The sequence below is a fragment of the Hymenobacter mucosus genome, from assembly GCF_900188255.1.
GTDB classification, from domain to species: Bacteria; Bacteroidota; Bacteroidia; order Cytophagales; family Hymenobacteraceae; genus Hymenobacter; species Hymenobacter mucosus.
Genome location: NZ_FZNS01000011.1, coordinates 41,572 through 62,078, shown reverse-complemented (window position 1 = coordinate 62,078; position 20,507 = coordinate 41,572). Strand labels below are relative to the sequence as shown.

General features: G+C 54.8%; 35 protein-coding genes. 2 read left to right on the top strand and 33 right to left on the bottom strand.

Features of this window, described 5'->3' with window-relative positions:
* The 9 genes from CHB83_RS19705 to CHB83_RS19650 all read right to left on the bottom strand — a co-directional run bounded on the left by CHB83_RS19705 (position 1) and on the right by CHB83_RS19650 (position 6,439).
* Positions 1-1,218: a phage major capsid protein gene (locus CHB83_RS19705; RefSeq protein ID WP_089333917.1), complete on the bottom strand. Its 1,218-nt coding sequence runs from the start codon at positions 1,216-1,218 to the stop codon at positions 1-3.
* Between the two features lie 5 nt (positions 1,219-1,223).
* The gene (locus CHB83_RS19700) at positions 1,224-1,958 is read right to left on the bottom strand and encodes an HK97 family phage prohead protease (protein ID WP_089333916.1); all 735 of its coding nucleotides are present in this window, start codon (positions 1,956-1,958) and stop codon (positions 1,224-1,226) included.
* Positions 1,959-2,085: 127 nt separating this feature from the next.
* Positions 2,086-2,481: a hypothetical protein gene (locus CHB83_RS19695; protein ID WP_089333915.1), complete on the bottom strand. Its 396-nt coding sequence runs from the start codon at positions 2,479-2,481 to the stop codon at positions 2,086-2,088.
* Between the two features lie 169 nt (positions 2,482-2,650).
* A complete protein-coding gene (locus tag CHB83_RS19690; RefSeq protein WP_089333914.1) occupies positions 2,651-2,866 on the bottom strand; it encodes a hypothetical protein in 216 nt (71 codons plus the stop codon).
* A gap of 12 nt (positions 2,867-2,878) precedes the next feature.
* A complete protein-coding gene (locus CHB83_RS19685; RefSeq protein WP_089333913.1) occupies positions 2,879-3,619 on the bottom strand; it encodes a phage minor head protein in 741 nt (246 codons plus the stop codon).
* An 843-nt stretch (positions 3,620-4,462) separates the two neighbouring features.
* The gene (locus CHB83_RS19670; protein WP_089333910.1) at positions 4,463-4,846 is read right to left on the bottom strand and encodes a hypothetical protein; all 384 of its coding nucleotides are present in this window, start codon (positions 4,844-4,846) and stop codon (positions 4,463-4,465) included.
* Positions 4,847-4,865: 19 nt separating this feature from the next.
* Positions 4,866-5,105, bottom strand: coding sequence for a hypothetical protein (locus CHB83_RS19665; RefSeq protein WP_089333909.1), 240 nt, complete (start codon positions 5,103-5,105; stop codon positions 4,866-4,868).
* 4 nt (positions 5,106-5,109) lie between these two features.
* On the bottom strand, positions 5,110-5,316 hold the full coding sequence (locus CHB83_RS19660; RefSeq protein WP_089333908.1) for a hypothetical protein: 207 nt from the start codon (positions 5,314-5,316) through the stop codon (positions 5,110-5,112).
* A 406-nt stretch (positions 5,317-5,722) separates the two neighbouring features.
* A complete protein-coding gene (locus CHB83_RS19650) occupies positions 5,723-6,439 on the bottom strand; it encodes a hypothetical protein (RefSeq protein WP_218823203.1) in 717 nt (238 codons plus the stop codon).
* A gap of 88 nt (positions 6,440-6,527) precedes the next feature.
* Here CHB83_RS19650 and CHB83_RS19645 point away from each other — a divergent pair, with 88 nt between their 5' ends.
* Positions 6,528-6,776, top strand: coding sequence for a hypothetical protein (locus CHB83_RS19645; protein ID WP_089333906.1), 249 nt, complete (start codon positions 6,528-6,530; stop codon positions 6,774-6,776).
* On the opposite strand, the gene CHB83_RS23630 is transcribed toward CHB83_RS19645, so the two are convergent.
* The 18 genes from CHB83_RS23630 to CHB83_RS19570 all read right to left on the bottom strand — a co-directional run bounded on the left by CHB83_RS23630 (position 6,773) and on the right by CHB83_RS19570 (position 17,719).
* On the bottom strand, positions 6,773-7,165 hold the full coding sequence (locus tag CHB83_RS23630; protein WP_143437216.1) for a hypothetical protein: 393 nt from the start codon (positions 7,163-7,165) through the stop codon (positions 6,773-6,775). The two genes, CHB83_RS19645 and CHB83_RS23630, sit on opposite strands and share 4 nt — an antisense overlap.
* Positions 7,166-7,445: 280 nt before the next feature.
* Positions 7,446-7,733 carry a hypothetical protein gene (locus CHB83_RS19640; RefSeq protein ID WP_089333905.1) on the bottom strand — a complete coding sequence of 96 codons (288 nt, stop codon included), beginning with the start codon at positions 7,731-7,733 and terminating at the stop codon, positions 7,446-7,448.
* 77 nt (positions 7,734-7,810) lie between these two features.
* Positions 7,811-9,217 carry a phage portal protein gene (locus CHB83_RS19635; protein WP_179225576.1) on the bottom strand — a complete coding sequence of 469 codons (1,407 nt, stop codon included), beginning with the start codon at positions 9,215-9,217 and terminating at the stop codon, positions 7,811-7,813.
* A gap of 1 nt (position 9,218) precedes the next feature.
* Positions 9,219-10,685: a hypothetical protein gene (locus CHB83_RS19630; RefSeq protein WP_089333903.1), complete on the bottom strand. Its 1,467-nt coding sequence runs from the start codon at positions 10,683-10,685 to the stop codon at positions 9,219-9,221.
* Positions 10,682-11,206, bottom strand: coding sequence for a hypothetical protein (locus CHB83_RS19625; RefSeq protein ID WP_143437215.1), 525 nt, complete (start codon positions 11,204-11,206; stop codon positions 10,682-10,684). Before CHB83_RS19625 ends, CHB83_RS19630 begins: the two co-directional genes overlap by 4 nt.
* A gap of 562 nt (positions 11,207-11,768) precedes the next feature.
* Complete coding sequence (locus CHB83_RS23625; protein WP_143437214.1) at positions 11,769-12,284, bottom strand: hypothetical protein; 516 nt, start codon at positions 12,282-12,284, stop codon at positions 11,769-11,771.
* Entirely contained in the window at positions 12,281-12,562 is a 282-nt protein-coding gene (locus CHB83_RS19615; RefSeq protein WP_089333900.1) for a hypothetical protein, read from the bottom strand. The genes CHB83_RS23625 and CHB83_RS19615 overlap by 4 nt, the downstream gene beginning before the upstream one ends.
* Positions 12,552-12,743, bottom strand: coding sequence for a DUF7167 family protein (locus CHB83_RS19610; RefSeq protein ID WP_089333899.1), 192 nt, complete (start codon positions 12,741-12,743; stop codon positions 12,552-12,554). The genes CHB83_RS19615 and CHB83_RS19610 overlap by 11 nt, the downstream gene beginning before the upstream one ends.
* A gap of 12 nt (positions 12,744-12,755) precedes the next feature.
* Positions 12,756-13,082 (bottom strand): hypothetical protein, encoded by a 327-nt coding sequence (locus CHB83_RS19605; protein WP_089333898.1) that lies wholly within the window; start codon positions 13,080-13,082, stop codon positions 12,756-12,758.
* Positions 13,083-13,148: 66 nt separating this feature from the next.
* On the bottom strand, positions 13,149-13,898 hold the full coding sequence (locus CHB83_RS19600) for a hypothetical protein (protein ID WP_089333897.1): 750 nt from the start codon (positions 13,896-13,898) through the stop codon (positions 13,149-13,151).
* A gap of 43 nt (positions 13,899-13,941) precedes the next feature.
* The gene (locus CHB83_RS19595) at positions 13,942-14,190 is read right to left on the bottom strand and encodes a hypothetical protein (RefSeq protein WP_089333896.1); all 249 of its coding nucleotides are present in this window, start codon (positions 14,188-14,190) and stop codon (positions 13,942-13,944) included.
* 134 nt (positions 14,191-14,324) lie between these two features.
* Entirely contained in the window at positions 14,325-14,492 is a 168-nt protein-coding gene (locus tag CHB83_RS23915) for a hypothetical protein (protein WP_179225575.1), read from the bottom strand.
* The gene (locus CHB83_RS23910; RefSeq protein ID WP_179225574.1) at positions 14,489-14,665 is read right to left on the bottom strand and encodes a hypothetical protein; all 177 of its coding nucleotides are present in this window, start codon (positions 14,663-14,665) and stop codon (positions 14,489-14,491) included. Before CHB83_RS23910 ends, CHB83_RS23915 begins: the two co-directional genes overlap by 4 nt.
* A gap of 3 nt (positions 14,666-14,668) precedes the next feature.
* Positions 14,669-14,995: a hypothetical protein gene (locus CHB83_RS19590; protein ID WP_089333895.1), complete on the bottom strand. Its 327-nt coding sequence runs from the start codon at positions 14,993-14,995 to the stop codon at positions 14,669-14,671.
* A gap of 49 nt (positions 14,996-15,044) precedes the next feature.
* Positions 15,045-15,287, bottom strand: a complete 243-nt coding sequence (locus CHB83_RS19585) for an RAD52 family DNA repair protein (protein WP_089333894.1) — start codon at positions 15,285-15,287, stop codon at positions 15,045-15,047.
* Between the two features lie 2 nt (positions 15,288-15,289).
* Positions 15,290-16,354 (bottom strand): AAA family ATPase, encoded by a 1,065-nt coding sequence (locus tag CHB83_RS19580; protein ID WP_089333893.1) that lies wholly within the window; start codon positions 16,352-16,354, stop codon positions 15,290-15,292.
* Complete coding sequence (locus CHB83_RS19575; RefSeq protein WP_089333892.1) at positions 16,347-16,748, bottom strand: hypothetical protein; 402 nt, start codon at positions 16,746-16,748, stop codon at positions 16,347-16,349. The genes CHB83_RS19580 and CHB83_RS19575 overlap by 8 nt, the downstream gene beginning before the upstream one ends.
* Positions 16,745-17,719 (bottom strand): hypothetical protein, encoded by a 975-nt coding sequence (locus CHB83_RS19570; RefSeq protein ID WP_089333891.1) that lies wholly within the window; start codon positions 17,717-17,719, stop codon positions 16,745-16,747. Before CHB83_RS19570 ends, CHB83_RS19575 begins: the two co-directional genes overlap by 4 nt.
* A gap of 238 nt (positions 17,720-17,957) precedes the next feature.
* Between CHB83_RS19570 and CHB83_RS19565 the strand changes: the two genes are divergently transcribed.
* The gene (locus CHB83_RS19565; RefSeq protein ID WP_089333890.1) at positions 17,958-18,143 is read left to right on the top strand and encodes a hypothetical protein; all 186 of its coding nucleotides are present in this window, start codon (positions 17,958-17,960) and stop codon (positions 18,141-18,143) included.
* 11 nt (positions 18,144-18,154) lie between these two features.
* Here the strand turns inward: CHB83_RS19565 and CHB83_RS19560 are convergent, their stop codons facing one another.
* From CHB83_RS19560 to CHB83_RS19535, 6 genes are all read right to left on the bottom strand, one after another.
* A complete protein-coding gene (locus CHB83_RS19560; protein ID WP_143437213.1) occupies positions 18,155-18,430 on the bottom strand; it encodes a hypothetical protein in 276 nt (91 codons plus the stop codon).
* 162 nt (positions 18,431-18,592) lie between these two features.
* Positions 18,593-19,213, bottom strand: coding sequence for a nucleoside triphosphate pyrophosphohydrolase family protein (locus tag CHB83_RS19555; protein ID WP_089333888.1), 621 nt, complete (start codon positions 19,211-19,213; stop codon positions 18,593-18,595).
* Positions 19,214-19,216: 3 nt separating this feature from the next.
* A complete protein-coding gene (locus CHB83_RS19550) occupies positions 19,217-19,465 on the bottom strand; it encodes a hypothetical protein (RefSeq protein WP_089333887.1) in 249 nt (82 codons plus the stop codon).
* Positions 19,466-19,467: 2 nt separating this feature from the next.
* Complete coding sequence (locus CHB83_RS19545) at positions 19,468-19,911, bottom strand: hypothetical protein (RefSeq protein WP_089333886.1); 444 nt, start codon at positions 19,909-19,911, stop codon at positions 19,468-19,470.
* The gene (locus tag CHB83_RS19540) at positions 19,908-20,165 is read right to left on the bottom strand and encodes a hypothetical protein (RefSeq protein ID WP_089333885.1); all 258 of its coding nucleotides are present in this window, start codon (positions 20,163-20,165) and stop codon (positions 19,908-19,910) included. Before CHB83_RS19540 ends, CHB83_RS19545 begins: the two co-directional genes overlap by 4 nt.
* Complete coding sequence (locus CHB83_RS19535; protein WP_089333884.1) at positions 20,165-20,368, bottom strand: hypothetical protein; 204 nt, start codon at positions 20,366-20,368, stop codon at positions 20,165-20,167. Before CHB83_RS19535 ends, CHB83_RS19540 begins: the two co-directional genes overlap by 1 nt.
* Between the last annotated feature and the right edge of the window lie 139 nt (positions 20,369-20,507).

Below are 20,507 nucleotides of genomic sequence, written 5' to 3'. Positions count from 1 at the left end.
TTAGGAAGCGAGGTCGGTTTTGGCGGCAGCAAACGTGCCGTACACGAAGGCATCGGGACGGTAGGTAGCCAGGGCGTGACGCTCCTCTACACGGATGGTGATGAGGTTGCGTACCACGTTATCACGGTCCTGATCGAAGAACTCAATGGTGATGCCTTGGCGCTGGAACAACTGAGCACCCAAGGCAAAGTCGCCCACGAGGAACTTGCCCCGCATGGCGGCCATGTGGGTTTCGGCTACGCGCATCCCGTTCAGGGTGCCGGTTTCCCGCAGCTCAGGGAAGAGGTAGCGGTTCTGGCTGTCCTTCATCAGCTGGAGCATCAGCAAGTCAGCCGAGTGGATCACGGCGCCGTTGGCGATGTACTCCGCCATCGTGGCTTGGAAGCCAGCGGCGGCCAACACGTCCCAGTTATTGGGAGCCTGCACGATGATGTCGGCGCCAGGTGCGAAGGCCGAGGCAACAGTAGTGATGCCTTCGAGTTGCCCGCCCGTACCCGAACCGAACAGGATGGCGTTTTCCTTCACGTACTGCATCTTGCGGGGAGCGCGCGACGTGATGTAGCCCACCAAGGCAGGGAAGTCGTCCATCAACTGCTTGCTAATGCGCAAGGTGGTGGCGAGCGTCTGCACCGTGGCGGTTTCTTCCGACAGGGTCAGGTCATCCTCTGGCTTCAACTGGCCTTCGGCTACGTAGGCGGCGTTGCTGGTGTAGGCCTGCTCGCGTACGTACTGAATGGTGTTGGCCGTGGTCGGAGCCGTTGCCAGAATATCCAAGATGGTCGAACGCAACGGGGGCGCTACGATACCCGCTTGGTATTGAGGCTGAATCACCGTGCCGGGAGCCACGGCAGGCGTTAGCAGGGTGGCTTTCAGTTCGGGGAACTCCAGCACCGCGCGGCCCTTGCCTTTGCTGCGCAGTGATTTGAAATCATCTGAGCTTTCGAGGGCTTCGCGAATCTGGTCGGCAGGCATCTTCTGCTCCTCACCAAACAGGCCATTCAACCGATTGCGATTGGCTTTTGCCTGCATCTGGTCGAGCTGGTCTTGCTGGTCTTGGTACTGCTTTACCAGTTTTTGAATTTCGGCGGTTGCCTCCTTGGCAATCTTCTCGCCGTTCTCCGCCTTGGTGTTGATCTCATTAACCTTCTGGTCAATGTCTTTGCCAAGCTTTTCTACGTCCTGCTTCACTTGCAGATACTCTTTGTTCTCGTCGGCCATGATGGCTAGTTGTTGAGGAAAGTGAGAGATTTTTTTAGGGTCTCCACCAGTTCAGCCCCAGCCGGCTCGTCTACCACGGGTGAAGGAGTGACCACCGGGGCCGGCTCCTGCGTGGGAGGGAGTGAGAAGAGTTCTTTGTAGGCGGTTTGAAGTGAGGCTAGTTCAACCTCAATATTCTCGTAAGTCGAGTCCTGCATATTGCCCGTGCGCAACGCCTTGACCAGCTTGTCCATGCGGCCATTCAGGTAGTCGATTTGCTCGGGTAGCTTGAGGGATTTAATCCCTACTAATGGGGTCATTTCATTTGCCCCCCACGTGACGGCCGACACCTCCCACAGCTTTACCTCCGTCAAGCGACGGATGCCCGTGGTGTTGTCGTATTCCTGCTTGATGGTGTTGAACCCTACGGAGTGCTCGTACACGTTCAACTCGTACAGGGCCAAGGCATCGTTGCCATCGGCGTTATCAGCCAGCACCGAGGTGCACAGCAAGCCAAACTCATCTTCGACCAGCTCGGTGAACTTGCCAATGATGATTTGCCGGTTGTGCTGAGAAAGGTGCTGAATGCGGGGGCGGCCAGAAGCAGGGCCGTTCTCCTGAATCGTTTTGGTGAAGGCCCCCTTCACCATAATGTCTTCATCACTATCGACTACCCCGAAAGCGGAACCGTAAAACTGTACGGTGCGACCAGTAGTGTCAATATCCTTGATGCGGAAGTAAGGCAGGCTCTGCTTTTGCATACCCAAACCTACCCGCCTGCCCTGCCTTACGTGGTACAGGAGGGGGTCAAGTTGTCGAACGGATCGGGCGGGACATAAAAAAGCCCCACCAGTGTAGGTGGGGCGGGGCTAATTTGCAGAGAAGCGACTAGGGGTGGCGCTCTTTTAAATCATAGATGTCTTGCAGTACTCGCTTGCTTATCCATTCTTTTATATAAACGTTATGTGTTTGCTGTAAGAACTCGCGACTTACACGGGTTCGGCAACTTATTTTTTGCCCATCAATACTAGTGTTGATAGCAAATGAGACGATGTGAGGACACAACACAGCCGGGCCTTCTACTACGAAGTCATGTGCGTGCAACTGGTCTAGACTAAGGGTCAACTCTTGCTCAGCATAGTCTAATTCGCCTGTTTCATCAAAGAAATAAACAGTGCGGTAAGCTGGCGTATGATGTAAAACCAAGCGAAGAGGATGATTTTTATCCAGCATATGTGGGGCTATAGAGCCAAGGCGGTTTGCTATTGCAGTGTAGTCATTCATGGGAGTAGTTAGTTAATTCGCAGAGAAGCAGGTAAGGCTAAACTGATACACTCTCGCTCCGTTGGGGTACTGGGCTCGTTGCATGGTGCCTACCCACTCTTGGAGGATGACAGAGGGAGGATGGCGGGAGCGGCAGATAAGGGGGAGGTGTTCAGCGGAAGTAGGGTGGCTAGGCACGGGGCGTTGTTATATCAACGGATTCGGCGGCTTGCAACAACTCAATATAAGCCCTCAGGTCTTTTTTTAGCGCTGCAACAGCTTCTTCCTCTGTGGCGCCATAGCCAATCAGATTAGGGTCTTGTATGCTATCCGATTGAAGGTTAATAGTCGCTTCCCATGATTGCCACTTACCTTTCTTGTCGTCGTACGTTTCAATGAGTGCCATATTTAAATCTAGTTAATCAATCGGAACATAGGTTTGTGTACACCGACATCTCGCCCGCTCTCCCACCGGTAAGAGTGGGTCGCCTGGGTATCGTCCTCTCCCCTGCCCTACGGAAAAGAACCCATCCAAGGGCGCCTTCTGCCCGTTGGCGGCAACGTGGGTCGGGCGGGCCCGGCCATCCTTGGTATCCAGCCATTGTTTCTGCAACGCTAGTCCGGTGGCCTGTGCTCCCCAAAGAGAGCCCGCATTGCTTGACGCGTTAATCTCTGTTCGGCAGATGGCAATAGCCCGTTCCCGTGCAATCCCGGTTACTGTCTGCCGCAGGCGTCGGGCGGCGTCGGGAATGGACAAACCCAGTTCCTGCGCGGCCTCCAGCACATCCCGTACAACCCCTTGGGTGCGCTCCGTAATCCCTTGCAAGGTCATGCGTCCTTCCCCCCGCAGAAAGTCCCGGGCGCGGGCTACCCATCCATCTGCCAGCGTTCCTGGCGCTTGGGCTTTCTGGCCTTCTGTGAGGGTATCGTACGTACGCTTGGCTTCGTCTACCGCTACGGTGCGGTAGAGCTGTTCTAGCACAGTCCCAACATGGGTATCCTTCACGTAGGCTGCGGCCAGGCTAGGGGTAGCCCCCTGCTCGTACGCGGATATAGCTGGCTCTACACTCTTGATGAGGGCGGCCGCTAGCTTGGGGATGAACCTACTCTCATAGGCATCAAGGCGAGCAATACGGGCTTCGGGGGTGTCGGTGGGCATTAGTAATGAAGGTCGAGGTAAAGCCTATTGTCATTATCCCAGCGCACAGGACAGTGTATTGAGATGTATTCTGTCATGCCACAGTCGCCTTCCTTTTGAACGGTGGGCCACCCTGTTGACTTGGAGCCTTCTGGGTACACCCCGTAGGTTCCATCGGGCAAGAGTCCGCGCATTCCACTTATGTTAAACCCCTCAAAGTGTATGTATTCAACACGCTGCACTAACACCTCTGCGTTTCTATCCACATTGTGGAGATAGATGTATTCCAGCAACTCTCCTACTGTCATGTGGCTTAATCTTTAGGGTTCGTAACCAATGCTATTAGCCACTTGAGCCAACTCAACGTCACATGGCTTAACACCAATAAGATCAGAAAGCTGGTTACCATAGCAGCGGCAATCACACCCCATGTATAGGGCCGAAAGTCTACCTTATAGGCCATCCGAGCCAGGGTGAACAAGGCAAGGGCAATAGCTTGGAACCAATGTTTACTGAGTCTCATACCTTATTCAGTTAGTTAGTTCTTTCACCACCCGTGGATACTGCCGCGCCTCACGCTGTTGTTGTACCCATGCTTCAGCGGCTTCTATGGAATCGAAGTGTATAGGGCATTCGTGCTCCTCTCTTCCTCCTGTGCAGGGGTCGCAACCGCGATACACCCTGACGGCATAGTTAACCCACTCTTGTTTGCGCCATAACCACCACCCACGGCATTCCAGTTGTTGTACAGCGTAGGTAGTGGGGCTTGTTTGGACAATGCGGAGGGTCGGCCTAGCAACCATTATATTCTCGCGCTCTTCTTTGGGCACATAGGGTAGTCTTATTGCATTATGCGCCATACCCCTACTCCCCTCTCTCTGGTTGTCCGATCAACTCCGTAGGGGTCAGACTATGCAGGTAGTGCGTAATCGTGGTACCCAGGGGGAAGGGTTTGGAGGTATTGGCATCTACCCATGTGTTCCACGTCTCGTCATAGCGGGCGCGGCCTAACCATACGGAGTCAGATGAATTGGGTGTCGTGCCAGCCACCTCATAAGCGCGGTTGTACTGGTGCTGACCGGCGTCGGTGGCTACCCAGGAGGGAAGGATGCGGTCTAGCTCGGCAAGGAGGTCGCCTATAGCCGTATTTTCATCCTCATACGTCCAGTACGCGTTGTTCTTGCTGTTGGCTTGCTTCAACGTCTCCCGTATCTGCTCGCGGCGTTTGTTGCTTAGTTTCTGTGACATGGGGAAGAGCGGTTACAGGTTAATTCCAGCCAGGTACCTCTTTGGCGTCGGCTACGGCTAATCGGATGGCTTCTGCTGACGCTGCTTCGCTTACCAGTACCCCGTTTGGCGTTTCTACATACTCCTCTCCAAGATTGCGCATGGCTTGTCGCAGGTAGTCAGCAGGGGTTTTGGCTACAGGGGCAGGTGTTGGCGGTTCACCCTGTAGGTAGCTGAGCATGGCACTGGTATCATCACGTAGTTCATTGTTAATGGGCATGGTCTCACTGAAAGAGATTGACAATCGGATACAGGCAGAGCGAGGCCCCCACGGCGCAACAGGCGAGGCCGAGCAGAGCAATGATGAACTCCAGTAGTCCCGCTTTATCCTTGTCTGGCAAAGCACTGAAGAACCCAAGCCCTAAGAGGAAGGCTACTATGCCTGCTGTGAACAGGCTTACTTGACCAAGGATGTACAAGAAGAGGTTCATGACTACAGGGGGTAAGTACAGTTAGCGTTACAGGTGAACCCCGCCTTCGTTCGTGACAGGGAAGGCGAGGTTAAGCCACAAGTGGGCCTGGTTGCTGAGGCGTTGCTACTTGCCACAGAAGCAAGCTGGGGAAACGCCCACCACTATTAGGTTTAAAGCTGGCATCAGCTGCTTCAGCAAACCGCTGTTCTGCCTCGGGGTAAAACTTGTCGCTCTTGAGTGTAGACCAGATAGCGTCAAAGCTTTCTCCTTCCGCTAAAACGCACATGGAACATGTGCCCTTATCATCCTCTGTATCCCGATAGCCTGTGCAAAAGAATGTATGTCCAGGGTCGCCTCCAATACTGCGGGGGTCGTCTGCCCAAAAGGATATCCAGTAGCGTTGCATTGGCGTGGTTCCCGTGGCTTATTTAACAACCTGAAAGGAAATGACCCATACCCAGGGGTTGGCCTGCCAGGAGCCGGGGCCGTTGATGGATTCCCACAGAGTTTCGTAGGCTTCCTTTGCGCTGCACTTGGCTTTGGCCTGCTTATCTACTGTTTTCTCAGACCATAGGTAGTTCTTCCACATACCCCAAGTGCCGGGCCCTAAAGCGGGAATGATATGCTCTTCTACCCCCTCAGCTACTGCATCAGCCTCGGATATATCCTGCAACCGCTCCACTCGCACCGACACGAGTTCTAGCAGGATGCGCGAAGCAACGCGCTTCATGAAGATGGAAGGGCGCCACACGAACTGCTTATCGTAGTGGTCATAGTACTTGCCATCCTTTTCGTAGCAGTACACGCCGTGGTGGGTGCGCTTGTCTACATCAGTGGCACGGTAGAGATAGCCGCAATCTGAAACGTGGGTGGAGAAGCCCATCTGGTGAGTTTCCTTCACCCACAGCCGGTCACCCTCGACACCATAAGGGCACCGAACTTGCACACGGTCATCACCACAGGTAAACAGCCAGTGCTTACCATCCTTAGCAGGTACCCACTGCCGTTGCCAGCAACTGGGGTTTTCATTGATAAAGTCTAGGCCAGTGGTCCGGCGCGTCTGGGTCTTCGTGCCAGCGAGTAGGGCGCGTACCATCGCACCACTGAAAAGGATAGGACGTTCTTTAATAGCTGTTTCCATGCAGGCATACCAGTTAATAGTGTAACCGTAACAAATATAACCGTTATCTTTATAACGTTCAAATTATAACGGTTAAACTTTTACCTTCATGCGCCAAACCTTGCGAATACCTCAGAACCCGATGCCCACTACCGACCCCGCCATCAAGGCGTACCTTGCCCGATTAGCGACTATCAAGCAATACGCCGACAAGGAAGGTATCTCTGTTACCCAGGTGTACCGGCGCATTGAAGAAAAGCGGGCCGACACAGAAGAGGTTGGTGGGAAAGTGTTTGTGGTGCTACCTGACGCTGCCACCCGCGAACCCAACGGCCCGCCTACTCCCCCTACTGTCTAACCTAGCTCAGGATAGTGTTTCCACTGTCGTACTACTGGCCCGGCGAATACCAAGGTCCATACCTCTTCATTGTATAGCTTGGTAATACGGTGAATGCAGTCTGCCCCAATGTGGTGGCTACTACCTGGCCCCCATAGTTTGAACATTGGGCCAGGGCAAAAGACCTGCTCACAATAGCTGCCGTGTATGCCATGTGATTCCATATCACACGGATGGTCGTGCGGGCTGCCTGCGTCAGCTTCCGTTAATCGGTGCAGCATAGCCCACCTTCCATCTGGCATTTCGCCTAACGTGTACTTGGTCAGCGGACCAAACTGCTCCACCTTGAAGGGGCGCACCGGCCAGAGGTTGCCTAACAGGGGGGCGTAGTACGTCGCTGTGCGTTTCAAGTAGCTGCTCTAGTGGGGAATCGAAGGGCATGGTCATGAGGCTACCTGTTAAAGAAGGCACTTGCTGAACGAATGGGCACAGGCTTCACCACATTATGCGTGTTGCACAAGGGGCAAGGGATGTAGTAATACCCAGGGTCCCTTTGGTCGTCATCGGTATACTTCAAATCAGACTTATCCGCCTCTAGTTCCGATTTGCAGTGCCCACAGGTCAAGCGCATTGGGAAGGTGAAGCGGTTCTCTACTCGGTTGTCTCGAATAACTTTCATTTCAGTAGCTGTTACGAGTGATACAACGCCCGCCCGTGCTTGGGCAACGCCTCCCGCTGTCCTTCTCCACGCAGGGCGGCGCGTAGATCATCCGCAGACCGGATGTAGTAGCGGGCCACGACCTTACTGGCGCCCGTGAACTCCACGGCTGTTTCCATGCCGGGCCGTGGGCACAGGGTCAGGTAGTTGTCCGACCCTTGCATAGGAGCGAAGTAGGCGCGGGTGGGATAGGGCTGGGCGGGGCTGTTGGTGCGGAAGCCGAGTTGTAGTAGTTCGGCTTCTTTTGGCTGGTAGGGCATCGTTTTATCCTATTAATACGGTGGGAAGTGTCCAGATTTACAGGGGTAGTACCCGACGAAGGGTGAGTATAGTGCAATTACTCTGCCGACACGCCGGGGTATTCATTGTAGCGGCCTAGCAGCTTCTGGCCTTCGTCGGTAAGGGACTCGCTGAGTTCTTGTGCGTTCTTGAAGTACTGCAAGCCTGCTGGTATCAGGTAGCCTTTGAAAGCCGGGTCGGGGGTTTCGCCCAACATCTCTACCCGCCGCTCAATCGGCAGCAGATACATGCTCATTATGCGCTCTGTTTCGGCCTTTTTATCTTCCTGTAGTTCAGGAATACCAGACGTATCCACTTCCAACCACGCCTGTTTTGGTTTATAGCCAAACAACGGGCACAGCCAGCGCGACAACTCCCCTGCGTTGCTGTTGGCGTAAGGAACCAACGCATCGGTGTAGAAGGCTTTGCGGGCGTTCTGGTAGTTGTTGTCGGTGCTGGCTTCCATGTCGCCCAACAGGACCGACGAAAAGCCAAACCAGCCGCATACTTCGCGGAAGTTGGCCATGCGCAGTTCTAGGATAGCCAAGTCCACAGCAGTAGCGCCAGTGCTAACAAACTCCACCTTCTCCGTCACAATCGGAATCTTGCCCCGATTTTCAGGCCCACTATAGCGCGTATCAAAGCGGTTACGGATATCGAAAATGGTCGGGGCTGAAAGCGTGATAGCCGTGTCCTTATCCGGCGGAAACGAGATAATACCGGGAGGCCCTCCATGCTGCATTAAGCTGTTTTGCGCGTCGGAAGTGCTTTTGTCGGTGGTGACTTCCCGGTAGGCCGATTGCGCGGTACTGGTCCCCCTGGCTTCTCCTGGCAGGGCGCCGTTCTTTAGAAACAACAACTCCGACGGGTCCAAGTCAATATACTCATTGGGCTTGGCGGGGTCAGGGGTATAGCGGTACGACGTAACCGGTTCCATGTATCCCCCTCCCATTGGTTTGACACACGGAGGAGGCAGTATCCAGAGTTCCTGGGGTCTGCCTTTGTTGGGACCGGAATCCAGTCGGTTAGCCCAAATGGGAACGGTACCTTCCCCGTGCCAGAACGAGCTTATCTGCCACATGAACGTGCTGTAGCTCGTCATGGGGTTGGGTTGCCACAACAAGTCCAACAGAGGGGCGTCATACGGCTCCTGCTTGGGCTTGCCATCCGTTCCACGAGTCCACAGGTTCAAAGGCAGGGAGGCAGCCTTAGTAGCGAAGTAGGAATTAGCCCTGCCGAACTGTCCTACGAGTCGCTGGCGTAGCTTCTGCTGTTCAGGAGAGAGGTAGGTAGCATCATTACCCACCATCTGATACAGCGGATTGGTGCGGCCGATGGAATCGAATCCGACCAACGCCTTCTCCCCCATAACCTGTTGCAAGAAGTTCTGATCGTACTTGGTGAGTCCGCTAGAGCCCAGCCCAAACGTCTGTAGTGCGGCGTTGACAATATCGGGTAGTTTCATATCAGAGGGATTGGGCTTCGCGGGTTTTGCGGGTTGGCGTGATGTGCCGACGGATGGCTTGCCCAAGCAAGTCCACGCTTTCGTCGTGGGCGGCATTGGGGAAGGTGCTCACTTCATCCAGCCAGGGTTCACACCAACTGCCATCAATGAGCACCACGCGCAACGACTCGCAGAAAGGGGCTATGCTGTTAGCGCGGGTAACTTTATCATCGGTAGGAGGGGGCGCTTCTACCACATTGAGCTTGGTGTTTTCCCGAATGGTTTGCACGGTGCTGATGCCGTTAGCCTTGGGCTCGATGTAGAGCATACTCCCAGCGCCATAGCCGTTCCCCTGGACGAACTCAGGAATATGACGGCACAGCGGGCCCATTTCCAGACGGACCCATTCAAACTTGCGGATATAGAGCGTATTACCAACGAAAGCGGATGCTTGCAGCCCTGTTGGGTCGTTTTTCTGCTTCTTGGTTAGTGCCGTATCAGCATCAAACTCCCACACCACCGGCTGTCCTTTGGTCAACACGAGGAAGTCCGGCCAGCTGATGCGACCAAACCACGCTTTCTTGAGCTTGCCTCCGCCTTCCGGACTCGGACGTTGGGCGAACTGGCCCGCGTACCCGTAGCTCCCCAAATCCTGCTTGGCTTTGAGGATAGCTTCTTGATCTAGGCGGTTGACATCCAAGAGACCCTCCACGTAGTACTGCACCGCTTCGGGTGGGCGGATATCCGCGCTGGCTTCGGCCGGTAGGCAGATGTGCCGCAGTACGGGTTTCTTGCTTATCCACTCCCCGGCGGGGTCAAGCTCGTGCAGGCGCTGCATGACCATGATGGTCACGGTCCGCTTCTTGTTGGTCTTGCGGGTGGAGAGGGTTTTGCTAACGAAGCGGTTGGCCCGGATACGGGTAGTCTCCGACTCGGCTTCTTCGGGGTTAATCGGGTCGTCTACGATGATAAAGTCCCCGTGCATACCCGTTACCCGCCCACCCGTGGAGGTGGTGAAGCGTTGTCCCATCTTGGTATTGCGGTAGGCTGTTTTCCCCCCTTCATCACTCTTTATCTCAATCAAGCCCGGAAACACCCGCTGAAACTTGTCGGAGGTGATGCAGTCGCGGGTTTTGACCGCGTGGGCGGTACTCAGGTCTGCCGCGTAGGACGAGCTAATGGTGCGGATAGCGGCGTTCTTCACCCACAGCCACGCGGGAAACAACTGGGTAACGGTGGTGCTCTTGCTGCTGCCAGGAGGGACGTTAATCAGTACGTCGGGCTGGGATTCCTTGCGCTCCCACGTTTCGTACACCTGCTGTAACTGGTCGCAGATGTACTCGATATGCCAGTTGGGGACTAGCTCAGTCGCTTCAATGGTCTCCCAAAACTCCAGGAAGAAGTCGTAGAAGCGCTCACGACACAAGTCGGCAAGCAACTCCTCTTCCGTGGGGATGTCGTGCAGAATATCTTCAGCAACCAGCATCATTCGCTGTCGCCCTCCTTCGGCTGCAACTTGCGACGGATAGCCAGCAAGGCTAGCTTGTCTTCTCGACTAAGTTTAGTGAGGTCGGTGGCTGGTGGCACCAACGGAGCCCCGTCCTTACCAGTAACCTCCTTGCGGTCTTTGTACTTATCGGGCCGGTGGGCTTTGAGCAGAGTAATGAGTACGGTATCACTGCCTACATGCTCGTAGTAGGGCTCACCAGTAATGGGATGCAGAATCGGTTCGCCGGTCTTCGTAAACTTGTACTGTACATCGGCAAAATTGGCGCGGGTCCAAGCGCGCTCTTCCAACTTGTCGGTTGCCTCTTCTAAGGCGTTGTCCCATTCCTCAGCAAAAGAGGGGTCATTGGCGCGGCACTCATAGCAATACTGCCGGTTCACCTCCGCGGCGCGCGCCGCCTTGCTGACATTGGCGCAGTCAGCAAGTACGGCCAGAAAGGCTCTACGCCAAACAGCGAGGGGCTTGTGCGCGTGCGTTGAAGTGTCGGGTTTTGTCGGGTCCACAGACGAAACTACCCGCCCCGGCAGGCAGGCAGGGGCCAAGACCCGCGAAAGTTGTCGAACGGATCGGGCGGGCAAGAGGCAAGACCTGCTAAAGGGGTATTTTGCCTCGCTTTTTGTGTACGTAAGCTAGCTGCTGCTGTCGATAGCATATAAGGCACCGACGATACCCCTTCGGATATTTACTGGTCTTAGCCTGAACGATATTATCATAAGTCAAAGCGTGTCCTTGGGGACAGTGCGTTTTGCGTTGCTGGTAGCCAGTCCCTTGCCGTGCAAGATCAGCCAAGTGGAAATGCTTTGTATTTAAAATAGATAAGTGGTCAGGGTGAATACAACGTGGGTTGCCGCACGTGGTTTGATACTTATCCCCCTTGGCTGAGACGAACGTGAAATAGGAAGTCTTGCGAGCGGAAAACAACATGTAATTGTACCGGAAAACAGGCACTCCGTTCTGCATCCACCCCTTCCATACCCAACACCCCGCTTCTTGGATAATATTTCTGAGGAAGGCGGTTAAAAACGCTCGGTCTATTAACCCATACGATACCCTGTTCTTCATAACCTACATAGCAACCAGTGCGAAGTACCCAGGAACTACTTGTTCTCCCAAGCGAAAGGAGAGGCGGGAGCGCATCTGGTGAGGTTGTCCGATTGCCATTGGGCGGGAGAAGTGTCCTGGGGCTAGGTGGTGGGAGGTGGCAAACTCATACCGACTGCCCGGTGTTTTCGGGAGCCGACGCCCCGCGGTGGCCCGCACATCCAAGTACCATACGCCGCTGAGGTTGCGGGCGGCGGGGACAAGCTCCACAGGACTAGCTAATCCAAAGCGGGTACGCTGATTCTGCAAGGTCTCCCCAGGTCCACGCAGGGCGTCGTTCACCTGCTTGACCAGCTCCGCCGATAAGGTCACGCGGTTGGGGAGGCGGACAGATAATAAGGGTTCTGTCAGGTGGGTGCGTTTCGGTGGGGTGGTCGTTGCAGGTGGGCCAACCTGTACTACCCGAGCCGGTGTAGCAGCGGGCCGACCCGTCACCGGCGGGGTGCCGTGGAAGGCCTGTATTCCGTGGGGTGGTTTCATACGTCAATATCCATCAAGTGAATGTTGCTGTGGTACCGGTGGGGTTCTAGCACGACCAGTCGGTAAGAGACCTTCACGGCATCTAACTTCTTGCGAAGGGTGGCTAATCCCGCTGGGGTGTTCTCCACATTATAGAGGGTGATGCGGGCATTTTCGGGGTCGTGGCTACCGAGCTTGTAGCCACCGGGCTTACTGTGGTCTTCGTATTCCTCATGTAGATCGAGGCAGACTTGCAACAGCTTATCATAGTTGCTCGTGCGGGGTGGTTTACTGGTCATGGAGGGTAAAATTGTATCCTGAATCCATGTTAGACCCTAGCCATTGGTTGTATTCATCTTCTAGGTATTCAAACTGTTCTGTTTGAGTCCAGTCAGCAAATTCATCTGGTACTTCTACTTCAACATCTTCATCAACTGAAGCTGTGTTGAGGGCTACATGGCAATGCAGTGTTATCAGCATATCTCGTTTCTGTTAGTTCTGTTCCAATACCCCTATTCCCAAAGCAGCTGTTCGTAGGTGCTGTACTTGCTCATCGGTGAGGCCCCATAGTACCATGCGTAGACCGGGGTAGCCCGCGTGGGTGGCTATCTGAAACCGGGGGCGAAGGGTGGGTAACTCCTGACCAGTGGTTTTACCCTTGTTTTTCACCCCTTCCTGCCCTCCTACGGGTGTAAGTGGTGGGATTGGGCTACCTGGCGGTAGCGAGGGCGCTACGGGGCTGTTTCCGCGCTTGAGTGGTTGCAGGGTGCCGGGGTCTACTCCCTGGGCTCGCAGTTGGGCGGCAATGCGGGCGTTCATGGCTTGCGCTTGGTGCGGTGCGAATCGCTGTAAAGAAACCAGAGCGCGAAGGCCAGAATTATGAGACTAACCATTCTCCTTCCCTCCTTCCTGCGTCCCTGGCGAGGGTGGCTGAAATCCAAACTGCTTCACAATGGCTTTTGCCACTTCATTTTGGTTTCTAAAGCCATTAGGGCGCGGTTCCCAGGTGTTGTCATCTAAGATGTAATCCAACTCCAGCGCATCTATGGCTTTTAATGCCTGTGCAATGCGAGTCTCATACTTGCCTAATGGGGCATCCTTCTTCCATAGCGCACGTTGCAGCCTGCTGTTCCACGCCCGCATCCCCGCTACCTCTGCCTGTGCGGCGTGGAGCTGTTCAACCACAGTGCGGGCTAACTCAGGTGAGCAATATGGGGCAGTTAAACACTGCTCGCTGCATTTCTCTACTTGGGCACATGGGCCGCCCACACAGTCAGCGCATACATCCTCAAAGGGTCCAGTTGGGAAGCCAAGCACGGGGCCAAGAATGTCACACAACTCATGTTCGTGCTTGGCCCCTGCATTTAGCAACCTCGTTATCTCTACTTGAGAAGCCTGTAACTGTTCTAGGAGGTAGGCTATATCGGTGGGGGCATTGAGGATAAGCGCATGGTCATACTCGCCATACTCTTCCCCTCGTTCCACACACCAGCCATTGCCGTACACTTGGCAGATAGGCTCACCATCGGGGGAATCTACCATGTAGGCTCCTTCGCCTCCGGTCTTACCATCCCATTTCCACGGCCCTGGGGTGGCGGCCTGTAGTCTCTCGCGTATCTCGTCTAGTCGGTTCATATCGGGTAGGGTTGTAGTGGCGCTAGGCCGTGTGGAATGGGGACTATGATTGCCTTAGCGCTTCTGCCTCTTGCTGGGTGAAATAGCAACCCTCCTCATCAGTCACATAGTCGTCATCTTCAAACACTGGAAGGCCCGAATACTCATACCAGCCAATCACTTCTTGATCGTTAATGGAGGTGATGCTATACCCTGGGTGATCCTTTCGGAACTGCTCAATTGCTTCTGCTTTGTTGTTGAACTTACCCACTGCGATTAGGGTGTCTTGCCCTGTGATTTCAAACTCTTCCATGTGATTGCGAGATGTTGGGGGTTGAGTAGTAGGACATGGATTGCTGTGTACAAAAGCTTTTGTGAGGTCTCTCATAGCGCTGGGGTATCTCGTAATAGGGGGTTAGCTCCGTTGTGGACTGTGAGAGGTGGGAGCTAAATGTGGAGCAGGTCGCGCAATGCATGATAAAGCAGCGCAATGCAGGACACAGGCCAGAGGATGCCCCAAAACAGGGCGGCTCCAACGCTACTATCTACCATGCGGGCTAGGATGTACAGGGGCACAATGGGCAGCAAGTAGAGGATGATGAATAGGGTGGTCATATCGCTTCGTTATGCGTTTCAATCCAGCTGATGAACTTGTCTTCGCCCACATTCTCAATCAGGGCCGAAATACAGGCGAACACCTGTGCATTGGCTTCTAGCTCGCGTTTGGTGTGCCGGCTAGGGCTGCGAAACTCGCCTTGCCCTAGCTTCTTTCTCAATCGTTTCTTCATCACTTAGGCAGCGTCAATCTTTTCAATCCGCCCAACCTCCCACAGCAGCAAGGGCGCACCGGCACCTTTGCCACGGACCACAGGCTGCAACTGCGCATGGCCTGTGGCGCTTAGTTGCACCTGGTAGGTAATGCTTGGCTTTTCCTGGGTTCGCACGAAGTCGCCAATCCACACCCCATCAGTATGCAGTTCACGGGCAGATTGACAGAGGGCTTGTTCCAGTCGCAGGGCGTCGTACTTCTTCTTTGCCTCTAGCACAGGGATGGCTAAATGATGCAGGCGTGTAGAGAGTTCAGCGGTCGTCTTGTCTTTCAGTTCGTCTAGTGTCATGGTTACGCAGCGTTATCGTTCACAATCTTCCTGGGTGGCAGGGGGTGGGCTAGCCGAACAGGTTGCCGAACTGCTCCATCACGCGCTTTAGCTCGGCCTCCGTAGTTTCCTTGCGGTCTTTATTCTCGCAGGACTCAATCACAACTTTGGTCTTGCCTGTGATAAAGGCCATTGCTTTGATCTTGGCTTCATCTTCACTGGCGGCGGGTATCTCCATGCGAATAGTGCCAGTTTTGATCGGCTGCACTTTGGAGGGAAATTCGATGTGCGAGGTAATGATGTAGGTAGGCATGGCTAGAAGGGAGCTGGTTCGTTGTTGACTGTGACAGAGGGCCGGTCAAACTCCGACGGCGGGAAGTGTTGAACAGAGGGTGGCGTACCCGGGGCATTGAATTGACAGGCCTCTAAGGGGTGCTGCATGTCGCCTATTTGTGGGAAGTAGCGGGCCTTCTTCACATCATAGAGCAGGTCGAGCTGCCCTGGCTTACCGACGCGGCCCCGCTTCTTGATTTTGTGAATCCATAGCTCGACATCGGATTCAGGGAAGTTGGGGCGGAACACGGCTAGCACGTTATCAAACTTGTTGGCCCACATCTTCCCGCCGCTGATGCTGTAGGCGTTAGGCACCTGCAGCTTGCCGTTCTTGTCTTTCACGTCGCCGCCCGGGTGGGCGGTGATGATCACGGCCATGTTGTGCTTGATGGCAAACCGCTTGAGCAGACTGAACTGAGTAGACAAGTAGAGGTCTTCGCGGCTCTGAAATTCGTGGGTTAGCTGATTCCACGGGTCAATCAGCAAGCCATCAAAGGGCGTTTCCGCGTGTAGCTCGGCAAAACGGTCCAGTAGCTGAGCGGGCGTTGCCCCCTCCGGAGTGGTTACGACGCGAAAGTGGTCATAGAGCCAGCGGATAGCCTGCTGCAGTTGGTCCAGGCTCATGCGGTTGTTGGAGAACTTGACGTTGGAGGTCATGCCCACCAAGATTTCCGCCATTTCCACGTAGAAGTCGTCTTCGTTTTCAGGTATGCACACCACGAACTTCCAATCACTAAACACGGCCTTGAGCAGCATTACCGACATTATCCAGCGGCTTTTGCCTTGGTTGGCGTAGCCTGTAATGGCGGTTATCTCTTTCCGGAGCCACGTCCAGAACTCATCTAGGCAAGGCCAGTGCGTGGTTTCACCGTTGCCCGTGCCATGCAGGTAGAAGTCCGTAGCGGCGGCTAGGATGTCCTCCAGGGTTTGGATGGGCAGCGGTACCGTCGTCGGCGCCGTCGGCGTGGGCCGCACAGTGCGCCCGGGTAGCGGGGCCGGGTCCAGCGCCGCCAACGGGTTGGGGTTGTAGCGGTGGCGGTTAGACATCGGTCGGAACGGTAGTGGTGAAACGGCCCTGTAGCAGCTTGAACAGGTCTTGCTCTTGGTAGAAGCGGGCGGTAGCGGATTGGGCTTCGCGCTGGAAGAAATCACGTTCTAGGCCCATTTGGGTGTACTTGAACTGGGCGTCGGCCATTTCCAAGTTCATTTCCTCTTCGCGCTGGTCAAGTAGTTCAAGCAGGGTCGCGTTGGAGGTCAGGAAGAATTCCAGGGCGCGCAGGAAGGCCAGGTTGCGGTCGTAGCGGGCGCGGGCAGTCGGCGTGTCGGCGGGTTGAGCTTGCAGCGACTCGCGCATCGAGGCGACGAACTCAGCTACCTTCCGGCCGGCAAACTCCTGCTGCCAGCGGGCATCTTCCAGTTCTTTGGGGTCGGGTAAGTTCATGGCTTGTTCTGGTAGGGCTTTTGGGGGTAGGCCAGCGACACGACGACGGCAGCGGGGAAGTGACTCAGGTAGGAGGCGGCTTTCATCCGGTCCATGTTCTGATCCCCGGGTACGCCGTCGATGTAGATGATTTGCCCGGGCTTCTCCTGGCCTGGCTTGGGCAGCTGGTCTTTCGGCGTTGGCTGCGAGGGCAGTGTTTGGCCGGAGGTAGGTTTAAGCAGGGGGCCGGCTTTCAGGCGGTACTCGAAAAAGTTGCGCACCCAACTGTTCCACTGGGCAATCGTGCGGCTGATGTTGTTATCTTCCGCCGCAATCAGGGCTTGTCGACGGTAGTACTCGAAATCGATGTCGAGAAAGCCGAGCCGTTCGCAGATAGCTTGGAAGGCTCTAGGCTTGGTAAGCGGGCCTTCGCTCCAGTGCTGTTCGTCGGCGGGGTCGGTCAGCGCCACCGCAACTTGCTTGGCTGGGTCGGGGCTTTTAGAAGGTTGGGCGGCTAGTTGGGCTTTCAGTTGAAGAATTTCCTTTTGGAGATTTTCAATGACGACGCCCTTTTCTTCGCCTTCGTCCTTTAACCTTTTAACCTCTTTTATAATGTGCTCAGCAGATGTATCAGCAGATGCGCAGCTAGCGTATCGGTAGATGTCAACCAGATGCTCAGCAGATGCGCAAAATTTGACATGTACTATAGGTGCTTTTAAGCCATTCGCGCCCGGGGTGTACTCGACAAAGCCCCAGGTTTCCAATTCCCGCAAGGCGGTTAGATAGGTGTTGCGAGAGCCAATATTACTGGCTTGCATCCCGTCGGTGTAAGGCAAGTTAAACCGCTGGGTGCCACCGCGGCGCTTACACATCTGCACCAGTGCATAATACAAGGCATGATGGATAGGGCGTACTAGTGGCTCACTGTAAGCAAACGCCTGCCAGTGTTCTATAATATCATAGATGGGAAAGAGTGGGCGTTTCTGTTCCATTGTTGCCGGTAAATGAGAATGCCCCGGCCAACCTCCATCATGGTTGGCGCGGGGCACCTCGGATAGAGCGTCGGCAAACGCTTTGAGGGGGTGCGGGCTGTGATGGCAGCCGGTAATCAAAAGACCCTTGCCGGGGTACTATCTGATTTGCTTACTATAAAGGTATTACCTTTGCAGTAAACTACAAACCTTTACAGTGAATAATTTACTTTCGCGGGTCAGTCACGTATTCGACCCTATGCCACTCATCGACACCGACCGATTGCAGCTCATTTCCACCTATGCTCGTTCCTATGTAAAGCGGAGCGGAGCAGTGGGCGTAGGCGTGGGCTATATCTATCAGTTGATAGACGCGGGTAAGCTGGAGCACATCACGATTGATGGAGTTACTTTCATCGTCCTCCCCCTCCCCGAGAAGACCTAGTAAGGGAGGGGCTAGAGAAGGGGTAGACGGTGATGCGAGTTCCAGGCTTTTGGCTTGTTGCCTACCCAGATGGTGAAGCAGAACAGCAACTCCCTACCTGCAAACCGGGCCTCAAGCGGCTCTTTCACAAAGCGATTGTTGGGTACATCCTCTCGCCATCCTTTCGCTAGGAACTTGGCGGCTAAGCGTTGACGCATTCGCCGTTGCCAGTCCATAAGCGCCACTTGCTCTCGTTGCTGCATGTACCACTCAGGACGCGTATCAAAAGATAAGGCTAGCTGATTCATTGCTTTCGGTTCAATCGGTTCTTCACTTGCTCCCAGTTGCGCCGCGCTACCGCTGGCTAGTGGCGACGGAAGCAGCAGCGTACCCTGGCATCAGACCGGGGATAGAGCAGCTTCACGTACACCCGCACCGGACGGGCGGTGCGGGTGTGACGAAGGAGGGGTTTAGTAGGCCTTGCCATGACGGACGGGCCGGGTGGCGTTATAGCGCATCTTCAGGTCAATGTGGGTGGCTAGGTCAATGCCTTCACGGGTGGCTAGTTGCTCCATGCCATGAAAGGCCATTGCTGCCATTGCTATGCTTTCGTCAAGCTCTTCCTCTTCTACCGCCTCGTACATACTTATAAGAGCGCTGGTAATCTGCAGCAAGGCTCCCCCGAAGTTGGCTGGTAACTCGTCCGCGAAATCAGGCATAACTCGTACGCGTGTGAGCAAGCCAACTATCTGTTCTACAGGACCATTGTAGCCCTGTAATAAGTCGCACAGACGTATATAAGCATCAGCTATCTCATCACCAACTGTATCCTTTACAAAAGCTTCAAATACATCAGCCCTGAACTCCCGAACTCCGACTCCTAAGCTGTTGAGGTTGTCTGTGCTGGTTCTATAATCTACTATGCAGCTTGGCTTGTTACGGCCCTTGCGGTGGCCTTCTAGTGCCTCACTCAGCTCTGATATAACCAGCATCATCATTTGGCCGCCATCTGGCATTACATCCCAAAAGCCTTTCGCTTTAGCCGCTTCGTGGGCACGGGGCATAAGAGTTACTAGGTCGATGGTCTGCATGGCTTACTTAGCGGCTAGGAGTTCTTTTACATTCTTCGGGGCACTACCAGGGGCACTACCAGGCTGCGAGAGACGTAGGTACTTCTGGCGTAGCTCGTGCTTAAAGGGTAGGGCTTTCAGGAACTCGTCCAAGCGGCCGTTCTGGTTCGGTAGATTCGCTTTCTTGCCTGCGTTGTTGATGACTAAGGCAGGGTTCGTGTTACCGGAGCTGAGGCGCTTCTGACGGCGGGCGGTATCGTTTAGAGTAGGCATGGTTAGTCTTCTGAATAAGTGCCAGCCAGTTGGGCCAGCTGAATAAGGAGTTGAGACAAGCGCTGCGTTTTGATGGGATTACCGTCAATAGCCAGGGCCAGAATACTAATGGTGGCTCCCTCACTCAGGCCGATGATGTTGTTGAGCCAGTCCACCTCTTCGGCGCCATTGCGCTTGTAGTAGCGCTCGTATAGCTCCCCAATGCGGTGGCCGAGCGCGTTCACTAGCTTGTCTTCTTTGGAAGGCCATACCCCCTCGTCTAGGAGCCGCTGGGTATTGCTTTCGAGGTGAGTTATGAGCAGCTGATTGAGCAGTAACCGGCGGCCTTGGGTCTCACTCAGAGTATCCACCCGTTGTGGTTTGATCTGCGGGGCGGGAGTTGTGGTGCAGGCAAACCGTGGGGCCACCGTCGTAAGCGGTTTGCTGCTAGTAGAGAGCATGTTCATGTGTCTTTCAGTTTCTTGGCTTTGAAATCCCACTGCGGGGCCGCCTCGCACAAAGCGGTGTAGAAGCTGGCCTTGGTTTGGGTAGCAGCACAGTAGTGGGTGCCGCGCTTGTACTGGTCCGTAGAGAGGGTGTAGGCGGCGCTGTCAATCAGGACTACCCACAGGTCGGCATCCTTATGAATCCAGATGCCGGCCGTGGACAGAGCGGTTTGAAAGCCGAGTGTATGGAGTTCGGCTGGCGTAGGCAGGTACATTAGCCGTGCGCTGCTCGCAGCTTTTTGCGCAGTTTGCTGAGTTCACCAACGGTGGCGACACCCGCCGCCCACCAGTCGTAATCGTGGGTGTTTTTGACATCTTCTTTCACGCGGGCTAGGATGCGGTCAAGCAAGGGCCGCTCAGGGGTCGGAAACCGCCGGGTGCTATGACGGATGGAGCTGGAATAGCGGGGCTGTTTCATGGCTCCTTAGTGCTGTATCCAACGAAAGGCCGAGTAGTGGGGCTCCGGCGGGGTGGCCGGGCGGTCAAATAGGACGTAGCCTAGAAGAAACCAGACCAGGACACTATAGAGGGTCCATTTAAAGACGCACCAGCGGTCA

Excerpts from the sequence above, each read along its gene's own strand:
- CHB83_RS19590 (WP_089333895.1), bottom strand. The coding sequence starts at position 14,995 with ATGACACTAGACGAACTGAAAGACAAGACGACCGCTGAACTCTCTACA.
- CHB83_RS19565 (WP_089333890.1), top strand. The coding sequence starts at position 17,958 with ATGCCACTCATCGACACCGACCGATTGCAGCTCATTTCCACCTATGCT.
- CHB83_RS19585 (WP_089333894.1), bottom strand. The coding sequence starts at position 15,287 with ATGCCTACCTACATCATTACCTCGCACATCGAATTTCCCTCCAAAGTG.
- CHB83_RS19535 (WP_089333884.1), bottom strand. The coding sequence starts at position 20,368 with ATGAAACAGCCCCGCTATTCCAGCTCCATCCGTCATAGCACCCGGCGG.
- CHB83_RS19605 (WP_089333898.1), bottom strand. The coding sequence starts at position 13,082 with ATGAACGCCCGCATTGCCGCCCAACTGCGAGCCCAGGGAGTAGACCCC.
- CHB83_RS19595 (WP_089333896.1), bottom strand. The coding sequence starts at position 14,190 with ATGGAAGAGTTTGAAATCACAGGGCAAGACACCCTAATCGCAGTGGGT.
- CHB83_RS19635 (WP_179225576.1), bottom strand. The coding sequence starts at position 9,217 with ATGAAACTACCCGATATTGTCAACGCCGCACTACAGACGTTTGGGCTG.
- CHB83_RS19660 (WP_089333908.1), bottom strand. The coding sequence starts at position 5,316 with ATGAACCTCTTCTTGTACATCCTTGGTCAAGTAAGCCTGTTCACAGCA.
- CHB83_RS19580 (WP_089333893.1), bottom strand. The coding sequence starts at position 16,354 with ATGTCTAACCGCCACCGCTACAACCCCAACCCGTTGGCGGCGCTGGAC.
- CHB83_RS19600 (WP_089333897.1), bottom strand. The coding sequence starts at position 13,898 with ATGAACCGACTAGACGAGATACGCGAGAGACTACAGGCCGCCACCCCA.
- CHB83_RS23625 (WP_143437214.1), bottom strand. The coding sequence starts at position 12,284 with ATGAAACCACCCCACGGAATACAGGCCTTCCACGGCACCCCGCCGGTG.
- CHB83_RS19670 (WP_089333910.1), bottom strand. The coding sequence starts at position 4,846 with ATGTCACAGAAACTAAGCAACAAACGCCGCGAGCAGATACGGGAGACG.
- CHB83_RS23910 (WP_179225574.1), bottom strand. The coding sequence starts at position 14,665 with ATGAAGAAACGATTGAGAAAGAAGCTAGGGCAAGGCGAGTTTCGCAGC.
- CHB83_RS19650 (WP_218823203.1), bottom strand. The coding sequence starts at position 6,439 with ATGGAAACAGCTATTAAAGAACGTCCTATCCTTTTCAGTGGTGCGATG.
- CHB83_RS19545 (WP_089333886.1), bottom strand. The coding sequence starts at position 19,911 with ATGAACATGCTCTCTACTAGCAGCAAACCGCTTACGACGGTGGCCCCA.
- CHB83_RS19685 (WP_089333913.1), bottom strand. The coding sequence starts at position 3,619 with ATGCCCACCGACACCCCCGAAGCCCGTATTGCTCGCCTTGATGCCTAT.
- CHB83_RS19630 (WP_089333903.1), bottom strand. The coding sequence starts at position 10,685 with ATGATGCTGGTTGCTGAAGATATTCTGCACGACATCCCCACGGAAGAG.
- CHB83_RS19695 (WP_089333915.1), bottom strand. The coding sequence starts at position 2,481 with ATGAATGACTACACTGCAATAGCAAACCGCCTTGGCTCTATAGCCCCA.
- CHB83_RS19540 (WP_089333885.1), bottom strand. The coding sequence starts at position 20,165 with ATGTACCTGCCTACGCCAGCCGAACTCCATACACTCGGCTTTCAAACC.
- CHB83_RS19640 (WP_089333905.1), bottom strand. The coding sequence starts at position 7,733 with ATGCCCTACCAGCCAAAAGAAGCCGAACTACTACAACTCGGCTTCCGC.
- CHB83_RS19705 (WP_089333917.1), bottom strand. The coding sequence starts at position 1,218 with ATGGCCGACGAGAACAAAGAGTATCTGCAAGTGAAGCAGGACGTAGAA.
- CHB83_RS19555 (WP_089333888.1), bottom strand. The coding sequence starts at position 19,213 with ATGCAGACCATCGACCTAGTAACTCTTATGCCCCGTGCCCACGAAGCG.
- CHB83_RS19645 (WP_089333906.1), top strand. The coding sequence starts at position 6,528 with ATGCGCCAAACCTTGCGAATACCTCAGAACCCGATGCCCACTACCGAC.
- CHB83_RS19700 (WP_089333916.1), bottom strand. The coding sequence starts at position 1,958 with ATGCAAAAGCAGAGCCTGCCTTACTTCCGCATCAAGGATATTGACACT.
- CHB83_RS23915 (WP_179225575.1), bottom strand. The coding sequence starts at position 14,492 with ATGACCACCCTATTCATCATCCTCTACTTGCTGCCCATTGTGCCCCTG.
- CHB83_RS19575 (WP_089333892.1), bottom strand. The coding sequence starts at position 16,748 with ATGAACTTACCCGACCCCAAAGAACTGGAAGATGCCCGCTGGCAGCAG.
- CHB83_RS19560 (WP_143437213.1), bottom strand. The coding sequence starts at position 18,430 with ATGAATCAGCTAGCCTTATCTTTTGATACGCGTCCTGAGTGGTACATG.
- CHB83_RS19615 (WP_089333900.1), bottom strand. The coding sequence starts at position 12,562 with ATGACCAGTAAACCACCCCGCACGAGCAACTATGATAAGCTGTTGCAA.
- CHB83_RS19550 (WP_089333887.1), bottom strand. The coding sequence starts at position 19,465 with ATGCCTACTCTAAACGATACCGCCCGCCGTCAGAAGCGCCTCAGCTCC.
- CHB83_RS19610 (WP_089333899.1), bottom strand. The coding sequence starts at position 12,743 with ATGCTGATAACACTGCATTGCCATGTAGCCCTCAACACAGCTTCAGTT.
- CHB83_RS19665 (WP_089333909.1), bottom strand. The coding sequence starts at position 5,105 with ATGCCCATTAACAATGAACTACGTGATGATACCAGTGCCATGCTCAGC.
- CHB83_RS19570 (WP_089333891.1), bottom strand. The coding sequence starts at position 17,719 with ATGGAACAGAAACGCCCACTCTTTCCCATCTATGATATTATAGAACAC.
- CHB83_RS19690 (WP_089333914.1), bottom strand. The coding sequence starts at position 2,866 with ATGGCACTCATTGAAACGTACGACGACAAGAAAGGTAAGTGGCAATCA.